Raw genomic sequence first — 19,623 nt, 5'->3', positions numbered from 1 at the left:
CCGCACCGGGCGCCAAAGAGATCCTTCGCTTACGACGCCTTCTCCGCAAGCGTCGGCCTCAGCACGACAGAAAAGTCAACCGCGCTCCAACCAATACTAATCCAACCCGGCGCGGCGGAAGCCTTCGACGTAGTGCGCGCGTTCGGCGTCGTCGCGGATCGGCACCTGGTCGGCGACCCACTGCAATGAAATGTTGGGCTGCACCCGGCGCAATTCCTGCAGAGCGCCCGCTGCGACCCCAGCCTGTCCGGACATTCCCGCCGCCGAGGTGAGTCCGCGGTAGCCGCCAATAAAGTCGGGATGCAGCCGGATCGCCGTGCGCGCCAGTTGCATCGCTTCGTCGTAGTTGCGGCCGACGAACTGCGTGTAGGAAGCTACGCCGTAGTAGAGGGCGGAGAATGGATCGTGCGGGCTCAGGCGCAGCGCCCGGTGTGCTGCCTCTTCGCCCTCTTTCCAGCGGCCGCAAAAGGCCAACGCCAGACCGTAGTAGCCCTGGGCCAGGCAGAAATTCGGGTTGAGCCGCAGGGCGTGCTCGAAATCGGCAAGGCAATCGTCGAACCGGCGGGCAAACAGGTGAATGCAGCCCAGGGCATGGTGCGCCCAGGGGTCGTCGCTGTCGGCCCGGATCGCCGCCAGCGCCGCACGCTCCGCAATCGGCCCGACGATCGTCCTGTCGGCCCATCCCATGGAAGCATTGAACAGATGGGTCGTGGCGAGCAGGCCGAGTGCCTGGCCGTACACGGGATCGATCTCAATGGCCTTCTCGAGCAACGCCAGCGCGATGGCGTTGTCTTCCCGGGTCAGGCGCCAGTAGTGCGACGTTGCCCGCATCAGCAGGTCCCAGGCGTCAAGCCGGTCCGGCGGCTTGCGCAGGGTCCGGAAGTTCTCAGCGGCATAGATCTGCGGTTCGATCGCCGCGACGATGGCCTCCGTGATCTCGTCCTGGACGGCGAACACGTCGGCGAGATGATGGTCGTAGCGTTCCGCCCAGATCTGGCTGCCGTTGAAGGCGCTGCTGAGCTGCGCGGTGATGCGAACGCGATCGCCGCGGCGGCGGACGCTGCCCTGGACCACGTAAGCGACGCCCAGTTCCTCGGCGATCTGCTTCAGTGGGACGGTCTTGCCCTTGTAAAGAAAAGAAGAATTGCGGGCGATCAGCAGGAAACGGCGCAGCTTCGACAGCGCCGTGATGATGTCTTCGCTGATGCCGTCGGAGAAATAGTCCTCGGCTGGATCGCCGCACATGTTGGTGAACGGCAGGACCGCGATGGCCGGCCCCTCGGCATGCGAGAGGCCGATGGGCAGGGGGACTTCCTTCGATGGTTGTGGATCGATTGCCACCACGGCACGGCTGCATGGAGCCTCGGTTCGCACGTCGCCGACGAACCGCAACCCCTTGCGGGAAATCGTGCGGATCAGCTTCTGGCCCTGGCCGTCGTCGCCAACCGCCTTGCGGGCGGCATGGACGCGGCTCGTCAAGGTCGCATCGGATACGATCCGGCCACCCCAGACCGAGGCAATGAGATCGTCCTTCGTGACGACGCGATCGCGGTTCTCGACGAGACAAATCAGCAAATCCAGCACCTGCGGCTCTACGGCAATGTCCTCGGCGCCGCGACGCAGCTCGCGGCGGTTGGTGTCAAGTACATGATCGGCAAAGATAAATTCCAATTTGCTGTCCCCGGTTGCTGGCCAAGAATTTTTCCCGAAAGCGACCAAGTCGTGGCAGATCACGATGGTCGTGCGCTTTCGCGGCCGCCTGTGGCTTTTGTGCACGGGCCGGTACCAGAACCCGGTTCACGCCGCACGCATCAAAAATGCAGACCTTCTCAATGAAAAATCAACGTCGCCTGCAGTGCGGCTTCAAGCCGGTCCTCGGAGCCACGGTTAAGCATGATCCATCCGCGCATCTCGCATGGGCGGCGTTTGTGAAAGGACCAGGATCATGGCTATCAAGGCTAGCTTCACCCCCGGCGCCGGCCTTCTGTCGGTATTCGGCGATGAGCTCGAGAACAGCATCACCATAAGCCGCAACGCAGCCGGCCTACTTCTCGTCAACGGCGGCGCCGTGGCGATCACCGGCGGCACGGCCACGATTGCCAATACCACGCGGATGTCGTTGTTCGGCCTCGGCGGCGACGACGTCATCACGCTGAGCGAAGCCAACGGCGCGCTTCCTGCCGCCGACATGTTCGGCGGAGCCGGCAACGACGTCCTCACCGGCGGTTCGGGCGGCGACCGGCTGTTCGGGCAGGCCGGCAACGACACCCTGCTGGGCAAGGGTGGCTTCGACTTCCTGTTCGGCGGCACCGGCGACGATGTCCTGACCGGGGGCGATGGCGACGACCAGGTGTTCGGCGAAAGCGGCAACGACCGCATGATCTGGAACCCGGGCGACGATACCGACCTGTTCGAAGGCGGCGCCGGGACCGATACCGCGGAGGTCAATGGCGGCGGCGGTGACGAGGTCTTCACCGCCACGGCAAACGGCACGCGCGTGCGCGTCGACCGGCTCAATCCGGCACCGTTCTCCCTCGACATCGGCACGACCGAGAAGCTCGTGGTCAACATGAACGGCGGCAACGACAGCTTCAGCGCCACCGGCAATCTCGCCGCGCTCATCAGCGTCACGGTCGATGGCGGCACCGGCAACGATACGATTCTGGGCAGCAACGGCGCCGATACGCTGCTGGGTGGCGACGGTGATGATTTCATCGACGGCCAGCAGGGCAACGACGCGGTCTTCCTGGGCGCCGGCGACGACGTCTTCCAGTGGGATCCCGGCGATGGCAGCGACGTCGTGGAGGGTCAGGACGGCACCGACAGGATGCTGTTCAACGGCAGCGCCGGCAACGAAATCTTCGAGGTTTCCGCGAACGGCGGGCGCACCCGCTTCACCCGCAACCTCGGCAACATCGTCATGGACCTCGACGACGTCGAGCGGATCGATCTCAATGCGCTGGGTGGCGTCGACTCGGTCAAGGTCAACGACCTGACCGGCACCGACGTGACCGAGGTCAATGTCGACCTCGCGGGCACGATCGGCGGGACCGCCGGCGATGGCGCGGCCGACACGATCACCGTCGCCGGCACCAACGGCGCCGACATCATCGACATCTTCGGCGCCGGCAGCTCGGTCTCGGTGCTGGGCCTCGCCGCACGGGTCAATGTCGCTCATTCGGAAGGCGCCAACGACCGCCTGGTCATCAATGCCGGCGAGGGCAACGACGGGATCACCGCGACCACGATGCCGGCGGGCGTCATCGGCCTCACCATCGATGGCGGCACCGGCAACGACACCATCCTGGGCAGCCAGGGCGCCGACGTACTGATCGGCGGCGAGGGCGACGATTTCGTCTTCGGCGACAACGGCAACGACCTCGCGCTGCTCGGTGCCGGCGACGACGTGTTCCAGTGGGACCCGGGCGATGGCAACGATACGCTCGAAGGCCAGGACGGAAACGACCTGATGCTGTTCTTCGGATCCAACGTCGCCGAGAACATCGACATCGTGGCGAACGGGGGGCGCGCACTGTTCGTGCGCAACATCGCGAGCGTCACGATGGACCTCGACGACATGGAGCGCATCGAATTCCGCGCGCTCGGCGGGGCGGACAACATCGTCGTCGGTGATCTCACCGGCACTGACGTGACCAGGGTCGACGTCGACCTGCGAGGCCCAAACGGCGGCGGCGACGGCGCGGCGGACAATGTCACAGCGAACGGCACGAATGGCGGCGACACCATCTTCGTCTCGGGTGACTCGGGAGGCGTATCGGTCACCGGCCTTCAGGCCACGGTCAACGTGTTCTTCCAGGAGGTCGCGAACGATCGTCTCACGGTCAACGGCCTCGGCGGCAACGACACCATCAACGCTTCGAGCCTGGAAGCCGACGGCATCCAGCTGACCTTGAACGGCGGCCTCGGCGTCGACACCTTGATCGGCAGCGAAGGGGGCGACCTCTTCAACGGCGGCGACGGCAACGACACTGCCCTGATGGGCGCCGGCGACGACACGTTCGTCTGGAACCCGGGCGACGACAACGACATCGTCGAAGGCCAGGCCGGCACCGACACGCTGCTCTTCAACGGTGCCAATGTCGCCGAGATCATCGACATCTTCGCCAACGGCGGGCGCGCGTTGTTCACCCGCAACGTCGCGACCGTCACGATGGACCTCGACGACGTCGAGAGCATCACCTTCAATGCGCTGGGTGGCGCCGACACCATCAAGGTCAATGATCTCACTGGGACGGACGTGACCCACGTCACGGTCAATCTGGCGAGCACCCTGGGTGGAAGCCTGGGCGACGGCCAGGCGGATACAATCGTCATCGACGGCACCGCCGGCGACGATGTGATCGTGATCACCAACGACAACGGAGTGATCAGGGTCCAGGGTTTGGCCGCCGAGGTGACGATTACCGGCTTCGAGGCGGCGAACGATCGGCTCGTGATCAACGGTCTCGCCGGCGATGATGTCGTCGAGGCGTCGGGCCTGTCGGGGATCCAGCTCACCGCCAACGGCGGTTCGGGTAACGACGTCCTGATCGGCAGCCCGGGCAACGACGTCCTGGCGGGCGGCGAGGGCGATGACGTGCTGCTGGGCGGCGGCGGGCTGGACGTGCTCGACGGCGGTCCGGGCGACAATGTCGTCATCCAGTCGCTGATGGGCCAGTTCATGGCGTCGAGCTTCGTGCCGGCCGGGCCGGGCCTGGGCGGCATGTCGATGGCCGACCCGGCGACGAGCCAGCCGATGCTTCTCGCGCAGCCGCACGCCTGATCGCTGGAACTCGGGTCCTGGAGAACGCCGATGAGCACCTCAACCGCCATCCCGGCCGATCCGGGACTCGAGGCCCTCGTGACGCTGCTGCGCCTGAAGGACGTCGCAGCCGATCGACGGCAGATCAGGCACCGCCTGGGGACAGACAAGATCGGCGCAGCGGAGATGCTCCGCTGCGCGAGGGATCTCGGCCTGAAAGCGCGCGCCTGGCGGACCCAATGGTCCAGGCTCGCACGTACTCCTCTGCCTGCCATCGCGTCCCTGCGCGATGGCAGCTTCATGGTCGTCGCCAAGGCGTCAGAGGACCAGATCCTGGTCCAGTCGCCGCAAACAGCGCGCCCGGCGCTGATGACGCGCGACGAATTCGTCTCGGTCTGGGACGGCGGGTTGATCTCGATGACCCGCAGGGCCGCGCTCGGCGATGTCGCCCGCCGCTTCGACGTCACCTGGTTCGTGGGCGCGATCCACAAATACCGGTGGCTGCTTGGCGAGGTGCTGGTCGCCTCGTTCTTCCTGCAGGTCTTCGCCCTGGTCGCGCCGCTGTTCTTCCAGGTGGTGATCGACAAGGTGCTGGTGCACCGCTCGCTCAGCACGCTCGACGTGCTGGTGATCGGCCTCCTGGCGATCACGCTGTTCGAGACCGTGCTGGGCATCCTGCGCACCTACCTTTTCGCCCACACGACCAACCGTATTGACGTCGAGTTGGGCGCGCGCCTGTTTCATCACCTGCTGGCCTTGCCGATGGCCTACTTCCAGGCTCGGCGGGTCGGCGATTCGGTAGCGCGCGTGCGCGAGCTCGAGAACATCCGCACCTTCCTTACCAGCTCGGCACTCACTCTGGTCATCGACCTGTTCTTCACCTCGGTGTTCCTGGGGGTGATGTACCTCTACGCGCCGACGCTTACCTGGATCGTGCTGGCCTCGCTGCCCATCTACGTTGTCCTCTCGGCGGCGGTGACGCCGCTGTTCCGGCGGCGGCTCGACGAGAAGTTCCAGCGCGGGGCGGAGAACCAGGCATTCCTGGTCGAGAGCGTCACCGGCATCGAGACGCTGAAGGCCATGGCCGTCGAGCCGCAGATGCAGCGGCGCTGGGAGGAGCAGCTCGCCGGCTATGTGAGCGCGAGCTTCCGCGTGCTGAGCCTCGGCAACACCACGAGCCAGATCGTGCAGGGCGTCAGCAAGGTCGTCACCGCCGCCATCCTCTATTTCGGCGCCAGACTGGTGATCGACGGCAGCCTGTCGGTCGGCGAGCTGATTGCCTTCAACCTGCTGGCCTCCCGGGTCAGCGCGCCGGTGCTGCGCCTGGCGCAATTGTGGCAGGATTTCCATCAGGCGCGACTCTCGATCCAGCGCCTGGGCGATATCCTGAACACCACCGCGGAGCCGACCTATGCGGCGGGACGCAGCCGCCTGCCGGCGATCCGCGGCAGCATCAAGTTCGACCATGTCGGCTTCCGCTACCGTCTCGACGGCAAGCAGATCCTGAACGACGTGAGCTTCGAGGTGCCGGCCGGCCAGACGGTCGGCATCGTGGGACCCTCGGGCTCGGGCAAGAGCACCTTCGCCAAGCTGGTCCAGCGCCTCTACGTGCCGGAAAGCGGGCGCGTGCTGATCGACGGCATGGACCTCGCCATGGCCGACCCGGCCTGGCTGCGCCGCCAGATCGGAGTGGTGCTGCAGGAGAGCACGCTGTTCAACTGCTCGGTGCGCGACAACATCGCGCTCGCCGATCCGGCGATGCCGATGGAGCGCATCGTGGCGGCGGCGCAGCTCGCCGGCGCGCACGATTTCATCCTCGAGCTGCCCGAAGGCTATGACACCATCGTGGGCGAGCGTGGCTCGACGCTGTCGGGGGGCCAGCGCCAGCGCATCGCGATCGCGCGCGCCCTGGTCGGTGACCCGCGCATCCTGATCTTCGACGAGGCGACCAGCGCGCTCGACTACGAGAGCGAGCGCATCATCCAGGAGAACATGCGCCAGATCGTCAAGGGCCGCACGGTCCTGGTGATCGCCCACAGGCTTTCGACGGTTCGCGGGCTGGACCGCATAGTCACACTCGAGAACGGCCGCGTGGTCGAGGAGGGCACGCACGACGCCCTGATCGCGACCGGCGGCCGCTACGCCTCTTTGTACCGCTTGCAGGCAGGTATCCATGAAGTCCGCTGACATCGCCGCACCCGTGGTCCCGATGACTCCGGGCAGGCTGGCCGAGGGTAAGCCAGCCGAGGGGAAGCTCGCTGAGGGAAAGCCGGCCGAAGGCGGGGCGGCGGAGGGCGGGGCGGCCAAGATCGTCCGTCTGCCCGAGAGGGCCGGCAAGACCCGGCCTGCCCGGCGGAGCCGCGAGGAGCTGGCCTTCCTGCCGGCCGCGCTCGAAATCGTCGAGACGCCGCCGTCGCCCATCGGTCGGACCATCGGCCTCACGCTCGTCGCCCTGTTCTGCGCGGCGCTGGCCTGGGCGTGGTGGGGCACGATCGATATCGTGGCGTCGGCCACCGGCAAGATCGTGCCGAGCGGCCGCATCAAGGTCATCCAGCCCTTCGAGACCGGCGTGGTGCGCTCTATCCGGGTGCAGGACGGGCAGGCGGTCAAGGCCGGCGACGTGCTGATCGAGCTCGATCCGACCGCCAACGCCGCCGACCGCGATCGCCTGCGCAGCGATCTTCTGGCCGAGCGGACCAGCATCGCCCGCCTGCGCGCCGCCCTGGGTGGCGCCGAGGATCCTTTGGCGGATTTCGCGCCGCCGGCCCACGCCGATCCGGTCCTGGTCGGCGTCCAGCGCCAACTCCTGCTGAGCCAGGTCGGCGAGCACCGGGCGAAGCTGGCCTCGCTCGACCGTCAGCACGCGCAGAAGGAGGCCGAGCTGGCCACGACGGTCGCCACGATCCACAAGCTTGAGACCGTGATCCCGGTGATCCAGCAGCGCGTCGACATGCGCCGCGTGCTGGTCGAGAAGGACCTCGGCTCGAAGATCGTCTACCTGGAGACGCTGCAGCTCCTGTTCGAGCAGCAGAAGGAGCTGCTCGTCAGGAAGAGCAGTCTCGTGGAGGACGAAGCCGCCGTCGCGGCGCTCCGCGAGACGCGGCGCCAGGCCGAGGCCGAGTATGGGCGCACGCTGGCCGACGAGCTCGCCAAGGCCGAGCAGAAGGCGGCCGGCCTTGCCCAGGAGCTGATCAAGGCCGAGCAGAAGACCCGGCTGCAGCAGCTCACGGCGCCGGTCGACGGCATCGTGCAGCAGCTCGCGATCCACACGGTCGGCGGCGTCGTCACGCCGGCGCAGGCCCTGCTGGTCGTCGTGCCGAGCGACAGCCGGCTCGAGATCGAGGCGCTGGTGACCAATCGCGACATCGGCTTCGTCCAGCCCGGGCAGCAGGCCGAGATCAAGGTCGATACCTTCAACTTCACCCGCTACGGGCTGCTGCACGGCGAGGTGCTGAGCGTGTCGCAGGACGCCATCATCCGCGACCGCCGACAGGACCGCGCCGACGATCGCAAGCTGGGGATGCAGACCGACAGCAGCGAGCCCAAGGGCCAGGAGCTGAACTACAGCGCCCGCATCTCGCTCGACGCCACGAAGATGCGCATCGACGACCGCATGGTGACCCTGTCGCCCGGCATGGCTGTCACGGTGGAAATCAAGACCGGCTCACGCCGGATCTTGAGCTACCTCCTGTCGCCCCTGCTGCGCTACCGGCACGACGCGCTGCGCGAGCGGTGAAGTAGTGTCGCCCCGCCGCACTGGGTTGCCCTCATGGATGGACGTTTCCCTGACGTGAGGCGCGGGAGAGGGCGGCATACGAACGTACCGTTGGTTCGAATTCCACTCGCTCCGCCAGTGATCCTAGGGAAAACATTCTCCGTTTGGGATAACAGGAGCGAAAAGGCCCAGCATTTGCGGGTTTTTCGGCACGGACCTGATGACTGCCTTTGTCGGCTCGGAGGCCATTTTGCTCTCTCTCTTCGGCCCTTCTTCTCCAAAGCTGTTGACTCCGTGATTTCAGTACGCTTCTTGTAAGTCGTTGATTTAACGCGCCTTTTTAGGATGGCGAAAAGCGTACTTCGAAACCTGATCTTGCATGGGCGAGCGTCGCCAGAATCGAACCAGTGCATTGATTTCATTAGGAAACATCGAGTCTCCAGTACGGAACATGCGGTTCGGAAGGGCGTGCAGATCGGCCTTTGGGGCAACGCCGGGTGAAGCGCATGCTCAAGCCCTTTAGCCCACATGTGGCGTAACCGAGCGACCGTGCACTTCTCGTAGCGGCCCATCAGCCGCGAGTAGCCGGCGACGTCGGCCGACACGGTGGCGGCGATGGGAGCGAGACTGCTCCCGACCGCTTCCCGAGGTGCAGCGACAATTGTCGGTATCGCAAGACCTGCCCTTCATTCAGCAAGCGAGCGCCGGGCCCTCCACTCAGAGGACTCGCCGAAGTCTGGTTGCCTCGTCTCGCACCTCAGGATCGCGTTGGAACTCCTCAATCGCGCGGTCGATTTGCGAGCGCACGGCTTGCCGTTGGTCGGGGGAGAGCACGGCGCCCATATCTAGTGCGCGCGCCACGCCTGTGAACAGGGTCATGAAGGGGTGGACGGTCGGATGCCCGCGGTCGCGCTCAATCGCGATCGCTTCGCCCAGTACCGTGATCGCCTCCGCAAGATCGACGGCGCCGATCTGGCGTAGCACCTCCATCCGGCCAAACAGCATCCGCCCGATGGTCGTCTTGGTAAATTGGTGGTGAGCCTCGATGGAGCCTGCAAAGCGGGCGTGCTGGACTGCCATGTCCGCGCTTTCGCGCCGCTCGAACGGATCGATTGCGGCAGCGGCGATATCTAGCCGGTGTTGCGCCCGCTGGTGCCAGTACCGTGAATTCCACGCCCACGCGCGCTTCGTGGTCTCGTAAAAGTCGCCGGAGGCCTCGCGACCGAGAAGTGGCTTCACTACCTCGTCATAGTCGAAAAGTCGTGACGCGATACGGGCGCAGGGCTCGCCTGTGACGATGGTGCGTACGTTCACCCTCGGCGCTATGGCGGCTGCGAGATCGACGAAGACGCGGAGCATTCGCGTGGGCTCGCGATTCGCGAACCTGCCTAAGACAGTCGTCGAGACTGCCTCGTTGGCCGGCGTCACGAGTTCGATGTCAAGCACCGTCTCGGACTTCAGGGGCAGAGGACCGTCAGCCTCGATCTGCAGGTCGACCTTGTAGTCGGGGAAACGACCTGCGATCACGTCCATCTCAACGCCGCTTCTATGGCAATGTGCGGCAAGCGCCGCGAAGACGTAGCAGTCGACGTCCTGCGGACGATGACCGAGGGACTTGTCCACGATCGCCGAGAGCGGCTCGAAGTCGTTTAGGATCCGGCAGCACGCGATCGCGACGAGTTCGTCGGCGAGAGCGAATCTGATTCGGTCCGCACTGCGGGGCGCGGCGAGGCCGAGGCCCTGATAGGCGGACACAAGCTCTCGCGCCATGTCCGCGCCGACCGCGCCCAGCGGGATGGGTTCAATCACGCCTTTGCCGAGAACCCGCTCCACATGCCCGAGGCGGTAGTCGCGTTCGGCGCCGACAAGAACGACATCATGATCGCGCAGCCGGTCCCGTAGGGCGGCAACTTCGGCGACATTGTCGGCGAGGTTTTCGACGAAGACGTATCGCCGTCCCTTGATGCTCTCCAAGATCGCCACTGCGCCGGCAACCCGAATGCGACCGACCGATCGCGCCCATAGACAGGGAGCGCCGGTCTGGGCCAAGCTCCACGCAATCCTGCGGAGCGTGGTCGACTTACCTGAGCCCGGTCCGCCGGCCACAACGACAATCCGGGACTTGCCCGCGGCGACGATCCTCCCTTGGATCTTGCCGGTGTCTGGCCGGGCGACGTCGCGGCCGTTCTGGATGTCCGCCCATGTCGCTTGGTGACCATAGGCAAAATTGGGACCACCGTCCCGGTCAGCGCTCGCGTCGAAGGGGGCGCGCTCGAAGTCTGCATTGAATTCGGCGAGCCGGGCGGGTTCGACCGGCAGGTGCGAGATGTCGCCCAGATTGTGCTCGATCGCGTCCGCCACCGACGGACGCGCCGGGAAGCGGCGACCGACCTCTCCGAAAAAATCGAGTGCGGAGCCCTCGAAAAGATCGAGCCCGTATGTACGGCAGTCAATTTCAGTTGCGGCATCGGCGAACGGTTCGACGAGGATCGAGGGTGGAATGTCACCACGAGGCCTGATCTCCTCTCGCTGAGCAAGGAAGAAAGAGAGGTCGGGCTCCTCCAGCAAGGTGCCGATCACGATGAATGGCTCCGACCGGATTAGGTCGGAGAGGACGTGCGCCCACACGTTGTTGCGCGCCATATTGCGAGCGTATTCCGACAGGTCGAAAACGTAGCCGCACTCGGGTTTCCTCGCCCAGCCATGCAGATGCACGACGGGCAGGACGCCCAAGTCGCGCACGCTTTCGTATAACGCGTCGTGGTTGTAGCTCCTGACGGCCTGCACCGGGGAGGGCCGTGTCTCATAGGCACGCTCGAGCGCATCGTCGACGTTCAGCGTAAATATGCGCTTCCATCGGAACGCTGCCAGCGCTTCCACCGTCGGCCCCGGCACACAGCCGGCAAAACGCTTGGTGATCAGCTGGTCGACTTGCTCCTTAGTCATGGCCTTTTTGAGCCTGTTGAGGCTTGAGCCGGCATTCACGCCTGGCAGGGCGGTGGCGAGTTCCGCTGCTAATCCTTTGCCCGTCGGCAAGTCCTTACCTGTTGCGAGGCTCTTGCTGTCGAGGCTGACTCCCGCCCCAACCAGAAGGTTGTAGCGACCGGCCTTGATGCCATCGCCCACCCGCGCCCATTGTTCGTCCAAGAGCATTCAGTCCCCTCTAACCCGGAACAAAAGGGCACGCCGGAACGACTAGCTGCTGATCCACGCGCGCGCTAAAGGCGATATTCGACGGCCATGCCCAAGGATGCAAGGGTAGTCGTTGACCTCGCCGATCTTAGGCGACCTTGCGCGCAAATGGTCGCTCCTCCAGTCCATCGTCCGACGGTGGACGGACGGTGGGTGAGCCCTCCGTGTCATTCCCAATCACGGGAATGATGTTCTAAGCGGAAGGGCCGCTACCCCAAAATCCGCTCGATCCCCATCCGCTTCTCTGAAGCGCCACTTTTCTCGCCGCATGGTGGGTTTGACGACGGGGCCTGCGACAACGCCGTGGAGTACGTTGGGGATTTGATCCGCCGCGACAAGAGCGAGCGGAACGCGAGCGCTTCGAGATGCTGAGGACCGAGCTTCGCATGCCTTGGCCGAGCCAGAGTTCGTCATCGACTGCAACGGCTGAGACACGATGCCCGTCGTCCGCATTCAGAGGGCGGCCGCCCATCACTTGCTTCACCCGATCCGGCTATCGCAGCTCTGCTGGGCCGCTTCTCGAAACGGTGAGACGCGCGCTGCACGGTGACGTGCTGACCCATACCAAGGCAGCCAGGCTATCGGCGTCGCGCTCATTGCGATCGACAAGCTACTGAGCACGTATCACACTACCCAGTAGCTGACAGCAGTCTGCGTGGCGACTTTCTAGGGCATATAGCTCTTCCAAGCCTTCAATGTTAGGTTGCGAGGGGGGAGGGCAAAGCATGCCGCTTTCGATTGTGAAGGCAATGCCAGTGGAGCTGCGGTCACTTGGGCTCGATGAAAGATGGTTACAGAACCAGATCGAAGCCGATCCAAGCCTCCTCGGTCTTGGAAACTTGGAGATTGCTGGCCGGGAGCATCGTCAGCCCGTGGGAGGCCGCATCGACTTCTTGTTGCGAGATGCCGAGGCCCAGACCTTCTATGAAGTAGAGATCATGCTTGGCGCATTGGACGAGAGCCATATAATTCGCACCATCGAATACTGGGATATAGAGCGCCAAAGGAGACCACAGTGGGAGCATCGTGCAGTTATTGTCGCCGAGCACATCACCTCACGCTTCTTTAATGTTCTGCGCTTGCTGAATCGGTCTGTTCCCCTAGTTGCCGTGAAGTTGAGTGCGTTTCAGATGGATGGCAAGGTGATCGTCCATCCAGTGACAGTGCTCGACGTCATCGAGGAGAGCTCAGATCAGGACGTTCTTGATCCCGTCGAGCGGGTAGACCGGACATACTGGGAAAGGATTCACCCGACTGGTGTGTTGACTGTCACGGATAAGATCGACTCGGCATTGCGATCGAAAAGCATCCAGCCTAGCTTGACCTATAATCGCAATCATATTGCACTGGGAACAACGGGACGCAATTTCTGCTGGCTTCATCCGCGGAAATCGGGAAATGCCTTTATTAACCTCCGGCTTTCGCAGGAGGCACGGGATGAGACGCTGTCTTACCTGGAGAACAGCAAGATTGACGCATCTGCCGGCGATGCGGAGTACATCAAGTTCAGTATCAGCCCAGCTGATCTTGACAGGCACATTGACGCGATTATGACCGCGCTTCTCCGCGCCGAGGAGGCGTCTCGTTGAGGCGCAGCGCGCAGGGCCCTTGCCTATCCCGCCTTGACAATTGTCAGCTTCAGGTCGGCGGTGAACTTGCGAGCCCCCTCGACGTCGAGGAGCCGCTCGGCCAGCAACCGATCCTCCATCTCCTGCGGCAGGCAGGGCTGAAACTTGCTGACCGAGCCACGCGTCATTCTGCGAGCCGCTTCTGCCGCCGTATGTTCCCAGTCGAGGTGACCAAGCTCAGTGAGCAGAGTTTCTGCGGCAGCAGGCGAGGCGACTTTGCCTCGCAGCGAAAGATTGCCGGAAATCCATCTGCTGCCTGACAGCTGCTCCAGTCCCGCCACCAGGACGCGGTTGATCGCGCCGCCGGCAAACGTGTGCCAGACGGCACCCTCCTGCTGCAGTTCGAGAGGTGCCTTTCCAGACGTAAGGATGTCGCCGTATGAATCCCGCAATGCGGCGAGAGCCTCGGACGCCTCGGAGGTCAGCCACGTGCCCTCGCGCGCATCTTGCTCCAGCAGCACGTCTCTCATTGTCCGGCAGAGGTGCAGTGACAGCGCGCCGGGAAAGCCTAGCCAGCTGGGAACCCGCCCGCTTTCGGACATCATCACCGCTCTGTCGCGGTTCCGGTCGCTGTTCGTCATCGCCCGAAACTCAAGCTTCACCTACAAGGACAGAGCCGTGGACATCAAGCGGGTCGGCCGCGAGCTGGGCGTCCGCTATGTGCTGGAAGGCAGCGTCCGCAAGGCCGGCAACCGCGTCCGGATTACCGGTCAGCTCATCCAGGCCGATACGGGCGCCCATATCTGGGCCGAGCGTTACGACGGCGAGATCACCGATGTCTTCGATCTTCAGGACAAGGTGACGCTGGATGTCGTGGGGGCGATTACGCCGAAGCTGGAGAGAGCCGAAATAGAGCGCATGCAATACAAGCCGACGGAAAGCCATCACGCCTACGACTGCTACTTACGAGGTTCGGCGCTCAACTATGCGGGACTGGACAAGCTGAAGGAAGCACGGCACTGGTTCTACCGGGCTATCGAGCTCGATCCCGACTATGCTCCTGCCTATGCCTGGGCGGCGATCACTTACAGCCGCGGCAAGGGCCAAGGGATAACTCTCGACGAGGCCGCGGCTTCGGAAGCGATCCGGCTGGCGACACGGGCGGCACAACTCGACAGCGAGGACTCGCTCGTTCTCAGCCTTGCCGGCTGGGTACTCGCCTTTGTCGCCGGCGACCTGGTGACTGCCGCGAGCATGGTAAGCCGCGCCGTCGCGCTGCATCCGAACCTGGCCCCCGCCTGGGGGATGAGCGGCTGGATCAGTACGTGGCTTGGCAAGCCGGATATGGCCGGCGAGCATTTCGTGCGCGCGGTAAGACTGAGTCCACGTGACCCCAACGTTCACTTTGTGCATTCGGGTAGTGCGCACGCCCATATGATGGCCGGGCGCTATGACGAAGCCCTGTCGTCCGCCTTGAAGGCTGTCGAGGAGAGGCCAGCGGCTGCAAACTACCGAATCGCGGCAGCGAGCGCAGCCTTGGCCGGACAGATCAACGAAGCGAAGATATTTGCCGGGCTTCTTCTTCAGGCTGACCCTCAACGTCGCATGTCCAACCTCGGCGAGGTGCTCGGTCCTTACAAGCGGGCCGAGGACATAGAGCGATACAAGGAGGGCCTGCGGCTCGCTGGCCTTCCCGAATGAGGAAACGACCCCGCTGCCCTACTTGGCCAGGAATGATCTGATTTCATCACGGAAGCGCGGGTAGCTCCGCCCGTCAGCATCTGCAACGGGTCAACTTCAGACTAGGTGCGCGAGCGGCCGCGACTTTCTCACTATCGGGCTGCCGTTGAGTGTCGCCTGCGAGAGCAAACCATCCTTCGAGGGACTATGATGAAGTGGCTCGCTGTCACTGTGCGTGCCGTCGCCACCGCGGTGCCCGGTCTCCTGCGGGACTTGGCTGGTCTCAGTGGTGTCGGGCTCGTGGCCTACGGCGCCTGGCTGATCTTTCCCCCAGCCGGCTTCATCGTCGGCGGCACCCTTTTGATCCTCGGCGCCCTGCTGCTGGCGCTCGGTCACCGCTCGACCGGCTGATGCCAGGACTGTTCGGGTCGCTGGTCTCAAGCCTGCGACGCGGCGAGGTGAAAGTGGCGGACGCGTCCGCCCTGACGGGCCTGTTCAGCCAGGCCACCGTGCGTTCGGGTGTATCCGTCACTATCGACAGCGCCCTGAAGGTGTCGACGGTTTTCGCTTGCCTCCGGGTACTGGCCGACGGCATCGCCCAGGTCCCGTTGAAGGTCTACCGCGAGAAGGCCGACGGCACGAAGGAGCTGGCCAAGGACCATCCAGCCTACCGGCTGCTGTCGCGGCGCCCCAACGAGTGGATGACCTCCTTCGAGTTCCGGCAGGTGATGATGTTCCATGCGGCTCTGCTGGGGAACGGCTGCGCTTATGTCGGCCGGATACGTGGAGTGCCGCACGAACTGATCCCGCTGGTGCCAGGCAGCTACACCATCGAGCAGGCGAGCGACTACACGCTGAGCTACCGGCTAACCGACCTCGCCGGACAGACGACGATCCTGCCGCGCGAGGATGTCTTTCATCTGCGGGGCCCGAGCTGGACGGGGCGGGCGGGCCTGGATGCCCTGCAGATCGCCCGCGAAGCGGTGGGTCTCGCCATCGCCACCGAGCAAACCCATGCCGCCCTGCACGCCAATGGGACGCAGCCCGGCGGCGTGCTGTCGGTCAAGGGATCGCTCGACGATGCAGCACGGGCCCGCTTGAAAGAGGCCTGGGCCCAGTACCAGGGTGGCCTGCATAACCGGTTCAAGACCGCGGTGCTCGACATGGAGAGCACCTGGACGCCGCTTGCCATGAAGGGCGTCGACGCCGAGCACCTCGACACGCGCCGGTTCCAGATCGAGGAAATCTGCCGCGACCTGAAGGTGTTTCCCCAGATGGTGGGCTACGCCGACAAGACCGCGACCTTCGCCTCGGCGGATGCCTTCTTCCTGGCGCACGTGATCCCGTAGGGCCAGAATACCAAATCGACAGAGAGCGTTCACTTCTATCATTCTTAGCGCCTTCAGATTCATCTGATAGTCGACTAGTTTACCAACGTACAAGGGTCGGCACTCCGCCCCTTCGATTTGGAAGCATTGCCATGCTGAACAACCGTGTTACGACAATACTCGGAATCGACACGCCGATCTTGATGGCGCCGATGGGCCGATGGGCCGAGCCATCCCTCGCCGTCGCCGTTAGTCAGGCCGGCGGGCTCGGCAGCTTCGGTGCGTGGCCGCACATGGGCCTCGATGCCGGCGAAGTGCGTCGGCATGTAGCGCGCATTCGACAAGGGACGGACCGTCCCTTCGGAGCCGGCTTCGTCAATCACCTGCTGCCGGACCATCGCGCCAACTTCGATGCTGCGCTGGAGGAACGGGTGCCGGTCATCATGCTGTCATTCGGCGATCCGTCGCCGTGGATTCCACTGGTGCGCCAAGCAGGATCGAAAGCAGTATGCCAGGTGCAGTCGTTCGAGTTGGCCGCGAAGGCGGTCGACGCCGGAGCCGATATCCTATGCGTGCAGGGCAATGAAGCCGGCGGGCATACTGGCTCCGAGAACCTACTGCCATTCCTGATCCAAGTCCTGGAAGCGTTTCCGGGCACTCCGGTCGTCGCCTCCGGTGGCATCACCAGCGGACGAGCATTGGCGGCCGTGCTGGCCGCGGGTGCCGAAGGCGCCTGGATCGGCACCGCTTTGGTCGCGGCCGAGGAGGCCGCTTTCACTTCGCCGGAGCTGCGCCGGGCCATCGTCGCGTCCAACGGGCGGGACACGGTGCGTAGCAGCGCTATCGATATCGTGCTGAACGCCTTAGCCTCGCGGCCTCCGTGGCCGAACGGTGTTGCGCTGCGTCACGGACCGAACGAGATCACCGAACGCTGGCACGGCAAAGACGAGCAGCTAGCACAGGACAGCAACGCCATCGCCGGCTACGTCGAGCGATTGACGAAAGGAACCGGCGGCCTCTTTCCACTACTATATGGGGAGGGGGCAGGTTCCATCCGCGAGATAAAGACGGCAAAGGTGACGATCGACTCTCTCGTCGGCGATGCAGTGGCGCTGTTGGCCCGGTTCGGCCGCTGAAAGCTTTGCGCAAATCAGTGCCGCAGCGGGATGATCCGTGGCGAAATCGAATGCTTCCGTAGGGTCAAAATACCGAAACGACTGAGAGACCAGTAGGTTAGTGGGTGTCTGCTGGGACGTCCCCCAGTCGTTCCGAGCGATCCTTGCGTCGGGCGAGGTCGAGCCACTCGCACTTCCCGCGCAAAGCCCGAACTTGTATGCCTACGCCGAGCGCTGTGGACCGGCTAGACCAAGGCGACCCTCGGCGCAGGCCCGCGCCAAGGGCCCGGCCGAAATCATTCGTTGGGCTTCCCAGCACCTCAACATCGAGATCGGGCTGGCGCTGCGTTCGGACCCGGTGGGTTGGCGCCGACTTTTGGCAGCGTGCTTCCGACGGGAACCTGACGCTCGACACCCTGCTGGACCGAAGCGAGGTCGCGGTGATCGGCATCGACGGCGGTGGGCTCGACGATTTGCTCGGCCTGGCAGTGTTGGGCCGCGACGGTGGCAGCCGGAAGTGGCTGCTATGGTCGCGAGCATGGGCCCATGGCTCGGTGCTGCAGCGACGCAAGAGCGAGGCCTCGGTGTTGCACGACTTCCAGGCTGCGGGCGAGCTGTCGATCGTCGACACCCTGGGCGACGACATCGGCGAGGTCGCCGATCTCTGTAAGCGTGTCGACCGGACTGGCAAGCTTGCGTCAGTCGGGTTGGACCCATTCGGCGTCGGCGCCATCGTCGACGCGCTGGCCGACGTGGGCATCGCCGGCAACGATCGCGTTGTCGGCGTCACACAGGGCTGGAAGCTCACCGGCGCGATCAAGACTGCCGAGCGCAAGCTGGCGGACGGCACGCTGGCGCACGACGGGTCAAGGCTGATGGCGTGGGCTGTCGGCAACGCTCGGGTCGAGCCGCGCGGCAATGCCATCGCGATCACCAAGCAGGCCTCCGGCACGGCCAAGATCGACCCGCTGATGGCCGCGTTCAATGCCGTGGCGCTGATGGCGATGAACCCGAAGGCGAACGGGAGATCATATCTTGGGTCGAGTGACCTGATGGTGCTTTAGGAGTAGACCGTCCTGGAAACGCGAAAGCCGCAACAGCCCGTATTGCCATCGCCAAGTTGGATGTCCGCTTTGCAGCGCTCTGCGGACTCAAGTCGTTCGTCACGTGACGTCAGAGAAGGGCCAATAGCGGTCATAAGGCATCGCCGCATCCGGTTGCCACGACCTCAACTGGCTGTAGCCGATTGCGCAGGCTGCAACAGGACCTTCGCCAGAAACGGTCCGACGTGGGGGAGAACGAGATCGCTGCTGCAATTGGCTGCTACATGGCTCAAACCCGGCAATGACACGAACTGTGCGCCGGGTATAGCGGAAGCAGTTTGCCGCACTGGATCGTGGATCGGATCAGCACTTCCGGCATAAATAAGCGTCGGTACGGCAATTGTGGGCACCACGTCGGAAAATCTCTTGGTGTTCAGCCGAAAACCCTGCAGGCTGGCAATTAAAGCGGCGTGATCATTTGCCAGGAGACGCTCCCGAATTAGAGGTGTCGCCCAGTCGCCGTAAAATTTGATGATCTCTTCTGGTCCGGCACGAAACGCTGCCATCAGTGGGTCTTCGTTTCCCGCCTCAGCCGGGAATGCTCGTTCGCTGCCGGCTGTCGCACCCCCGATCACGAAACACGCAACTCGATCCAGCGCGTGTTGTGCCAAAGCATAGCCATACAGTCCTCCTTGTGAATACCCCCAGTAGGTGGCGGTCTTCAGTCCGAGATCGTCGAGAATGGCGACAATGTCGGATGCACACGTTTCCGTCGTATAGGATTGAGGATCGTGGGGTTTATCGCTTTGCCCGTGACCGCGAGAATCGATCAGGATGAGGCGGTATCTCGGCTTCAATGCCGCGACGAAGCCGTGCTCATACCAAACGTCGCTGCTACTGGTAATGCCGTGTCCGAGGACGACAGGTGGTCCATCGCCTTCGACCCTGTAGTGGATCGAAACGCCTTTATTTGAGACGCGGGCCATTTAGTCCTCCCCTGTGTGCGGTGCGGCTTTGAACCTACGATGCACCCGCCCACCATCAGGAGCAATACCCGTCCAACGTGTGCTTTAGCCTCCACCCGACGGGTGGCGCGATGTCTGCTTGGGGTCAGGCGCGTCGGTTTGACCTCCCGTCCGCCATGTCCGGTGTACCCGACCGTCGGCGGAACGATGAAGGGTAAATATCGGCAAGGATAGAACTGGAGGGTCCCTATTCGA

At 64.0% G+C, this 19,623-nt stretch carries 13 protein-coding genes; 9 read left to right on the top strand and 4 right to left on the bottom strand.

What is annotated here, in order from left to right; all coding sequences use genetic code 11:
• Window positions 1–96: 96 nt before the first annotated feature.
• The gene (locus AB7O82_RS05310; RefSeq protein WP_428618847.1) at window positions 97–1,671 is read right to left on the bottom strand and encodes a winged helix-turn-helix domain-containing tetratricopeptide repeat protein; all 1,575 of its coding nucleotides are present in this window, start codon (window positions 1,669–1,671) and stop codon (window positions 97–99) included.
• A gap of 274 nt (window positions 1,672–1,945) precedes the next feature.
• Here AB7O82_RS05310 and AB7O82_RS05305 point away from each other — a divergent pair, with 274 nt between their 5' ends.
• From AB7O82_RS05305 to AB7O82_RS05295, 3 genes are read left to right on the top strand one after another with little or no spacing between them, the layout of a single operon-like run.
• Window positions 1,946–4,783: a beta strand repeat-containing protein gene (locus tag AB7O82_RS05305; protein WP_428618831.1), complete on the top strand. Its 2,838-nt coding sequence runs from the start codon at window positions 1,946–1,948 to the stop codon at window positions 4,781–4,783.
• Window positions 4,784–4,813: 30 nt separating this feature from the next.
• On the top strand, window positions 4,814–6,949 hold the full coding sequence (locus AB7O82_RS05300; RefSeq protein ID WP_428545511.1) for a type I secretion system permease/ATPase: 2,136 nt from the start codon (window positions 4,814–4,816) through the stop codon (window positions 6,947–6,949).
• Complete coding sequence (locus tag AB7O82_RS05295; protein WP_428545508.1) at window positions 6,936–8,498, top strand: HlyD family type I secretion periplasmic adaptor subunit; 1,563 nt, start codon at window positions 6,936–6,938, stop codon at window positions 8,496–8,498. Before AB7O82_RS05300 ends, AB7O82_RS05295 begins: the two co-directional genes overlap by 14 nt.
• A 696-nt stretch (window positions 8,499–9,194) precedes the next feature.
• Here the strand turns inward: AB7O82_RS05295 and AB7O82_RS05290 are convergent.
• Window positions 9,195–11,630 (bottom strand): SIR2 family protein, encoded by a 2,436-nt coding sequence (locus AB7O82_RS05290; RefSeq protein WP_428618828.1) that lies wholly within the window; start codon window positions 11,628–11,630, stop codon window positions 9,195–9,197.
• 764 nt (window positions 11,631–12,394) lie between these two features.
• On the opposite strand from AB7O82_RS05290, the gene AB7O82_RS05285 reads away from it, so the two are divergent.
• On the top strand, window positions 12,395–13,258 hold the full coding sequence (locus tag AB7O82_RS05285) for a hypothetical protein (protein WP_428618826.1): 864 nt from the start codon (window positions 12,395–12,397) through the stop codon (window positions 13,256–13,258).
• 23 nt (window positions 13,259–13,281) lie between these two features.
• Here AB7O82_RS05285 and AB7O82_RS05280 read toward each other — a convergent pair whose 3' ends face one another.
• On the bottom strand, window positions 13,282–13,878 hold the full coding sequence (locus tag AB7O82_RS05280; RefSeq protein WP_428618824.1) for a hypothetical protein: 597 nt from the start codon (window positions 13,876–13,878) through the stop codon (window positions 13,282–13,284).
• Window positions 13,879–13,915: 37 nt separating this feature from the next.
• Between AB7O82_RS05280 and AB7O82_RS05275 the strand changes: the two genes are divergently transcribed.
• From AB7O82_RS05275 to AB7O82_RS05255, 5 genes are all read left to right on the top strand, one after another.
• Complete coding sequence (locus AB7O82_RS05275) at window positions 13,916–14,938, top strand: tetratricopeptide repeat protein (protein WP_428618822.1); 1,023 nt, start codon at window positions 13,916–13,918, stop codon at window positions 14,936–14,938.
• A gap of 186 nt (window positions 14,939–15,124) precedes the next feature.
• A complete protein-coding gene (locus AB7O82_RS05270) occupies window positions 15,125–15,328 on the top strand; it encodes a hypothetical protein (protein ID WP_428618819.1) in 204 nt (67 codons plus the stop codon).
• Between the two features lie 53 nt (window positions 15,329–15,381).
• Window positions 15,382–16,266, top strand: a complete 885-nt coding sequence (locus tag AB7O82_RS05265; RefSeq protein WP_428618817.1) for a phage portal protein — start codon at window positions 15,382–15,384, stop codon at window positions 16,264–16,266.
• 131 nt (window positions 16,267–16,397) lie between these two features.
• Window positions 16,398–17,381: an NAD(P)H-dependent flavin oxidoreductase gene (locus AB7O82_RS05260; protein WP_428618814.1), complete on the top strand. Its 984-nt coding sequence runs from the start codon at window positions 16,398–16,400 to the stop codon at window positions 17,379–17,381.
• 419 nt (window positions 17,382–17,800) lie between these two features.
• On the top strand, window positions 17,801–18,424 hold the full coding sequence (locus AB7O82_RS05255) for a terminase TerL endonuclease subunit (RefSeq protein WP_428618811.1): 624 nt from the start codon (window positions 17,801–17,803) through the stop codon (window positions 18,422–18,424).
• Window positions 18,425–18,588: 164 nt separating this feature from the next.
• On the opposite strand, the gene AB7O82_RS05250 is transcribed toward AB7O82_RS05255, so the two are convergent.
• Window positions 18,589–19,389: an alpha/beta fold hydrolase gene (locus tag AB7O82_RS05250; RefSeq protein WP_428618808.1), complete on the bottom strand. Its 801-nt coding sequence runs from the start codon at window positions 19,387–19,389 to the stop codon at window positions 18,589–18,591.
• Window positions 19,390–19,623 lie beyond the last annotated feature (234 nt).

This window comes from Reyranella sp. (assembly GCF_050185545.1).
Classification (GTDB): Bacteria; Pseudomonadota; Alphaproteobacteria; order Reyranellales; family Reyranellaceae; genus Reyranella.
This window is presented reverse-complemented; position numbering and strand designations above follow the sequence as displayed.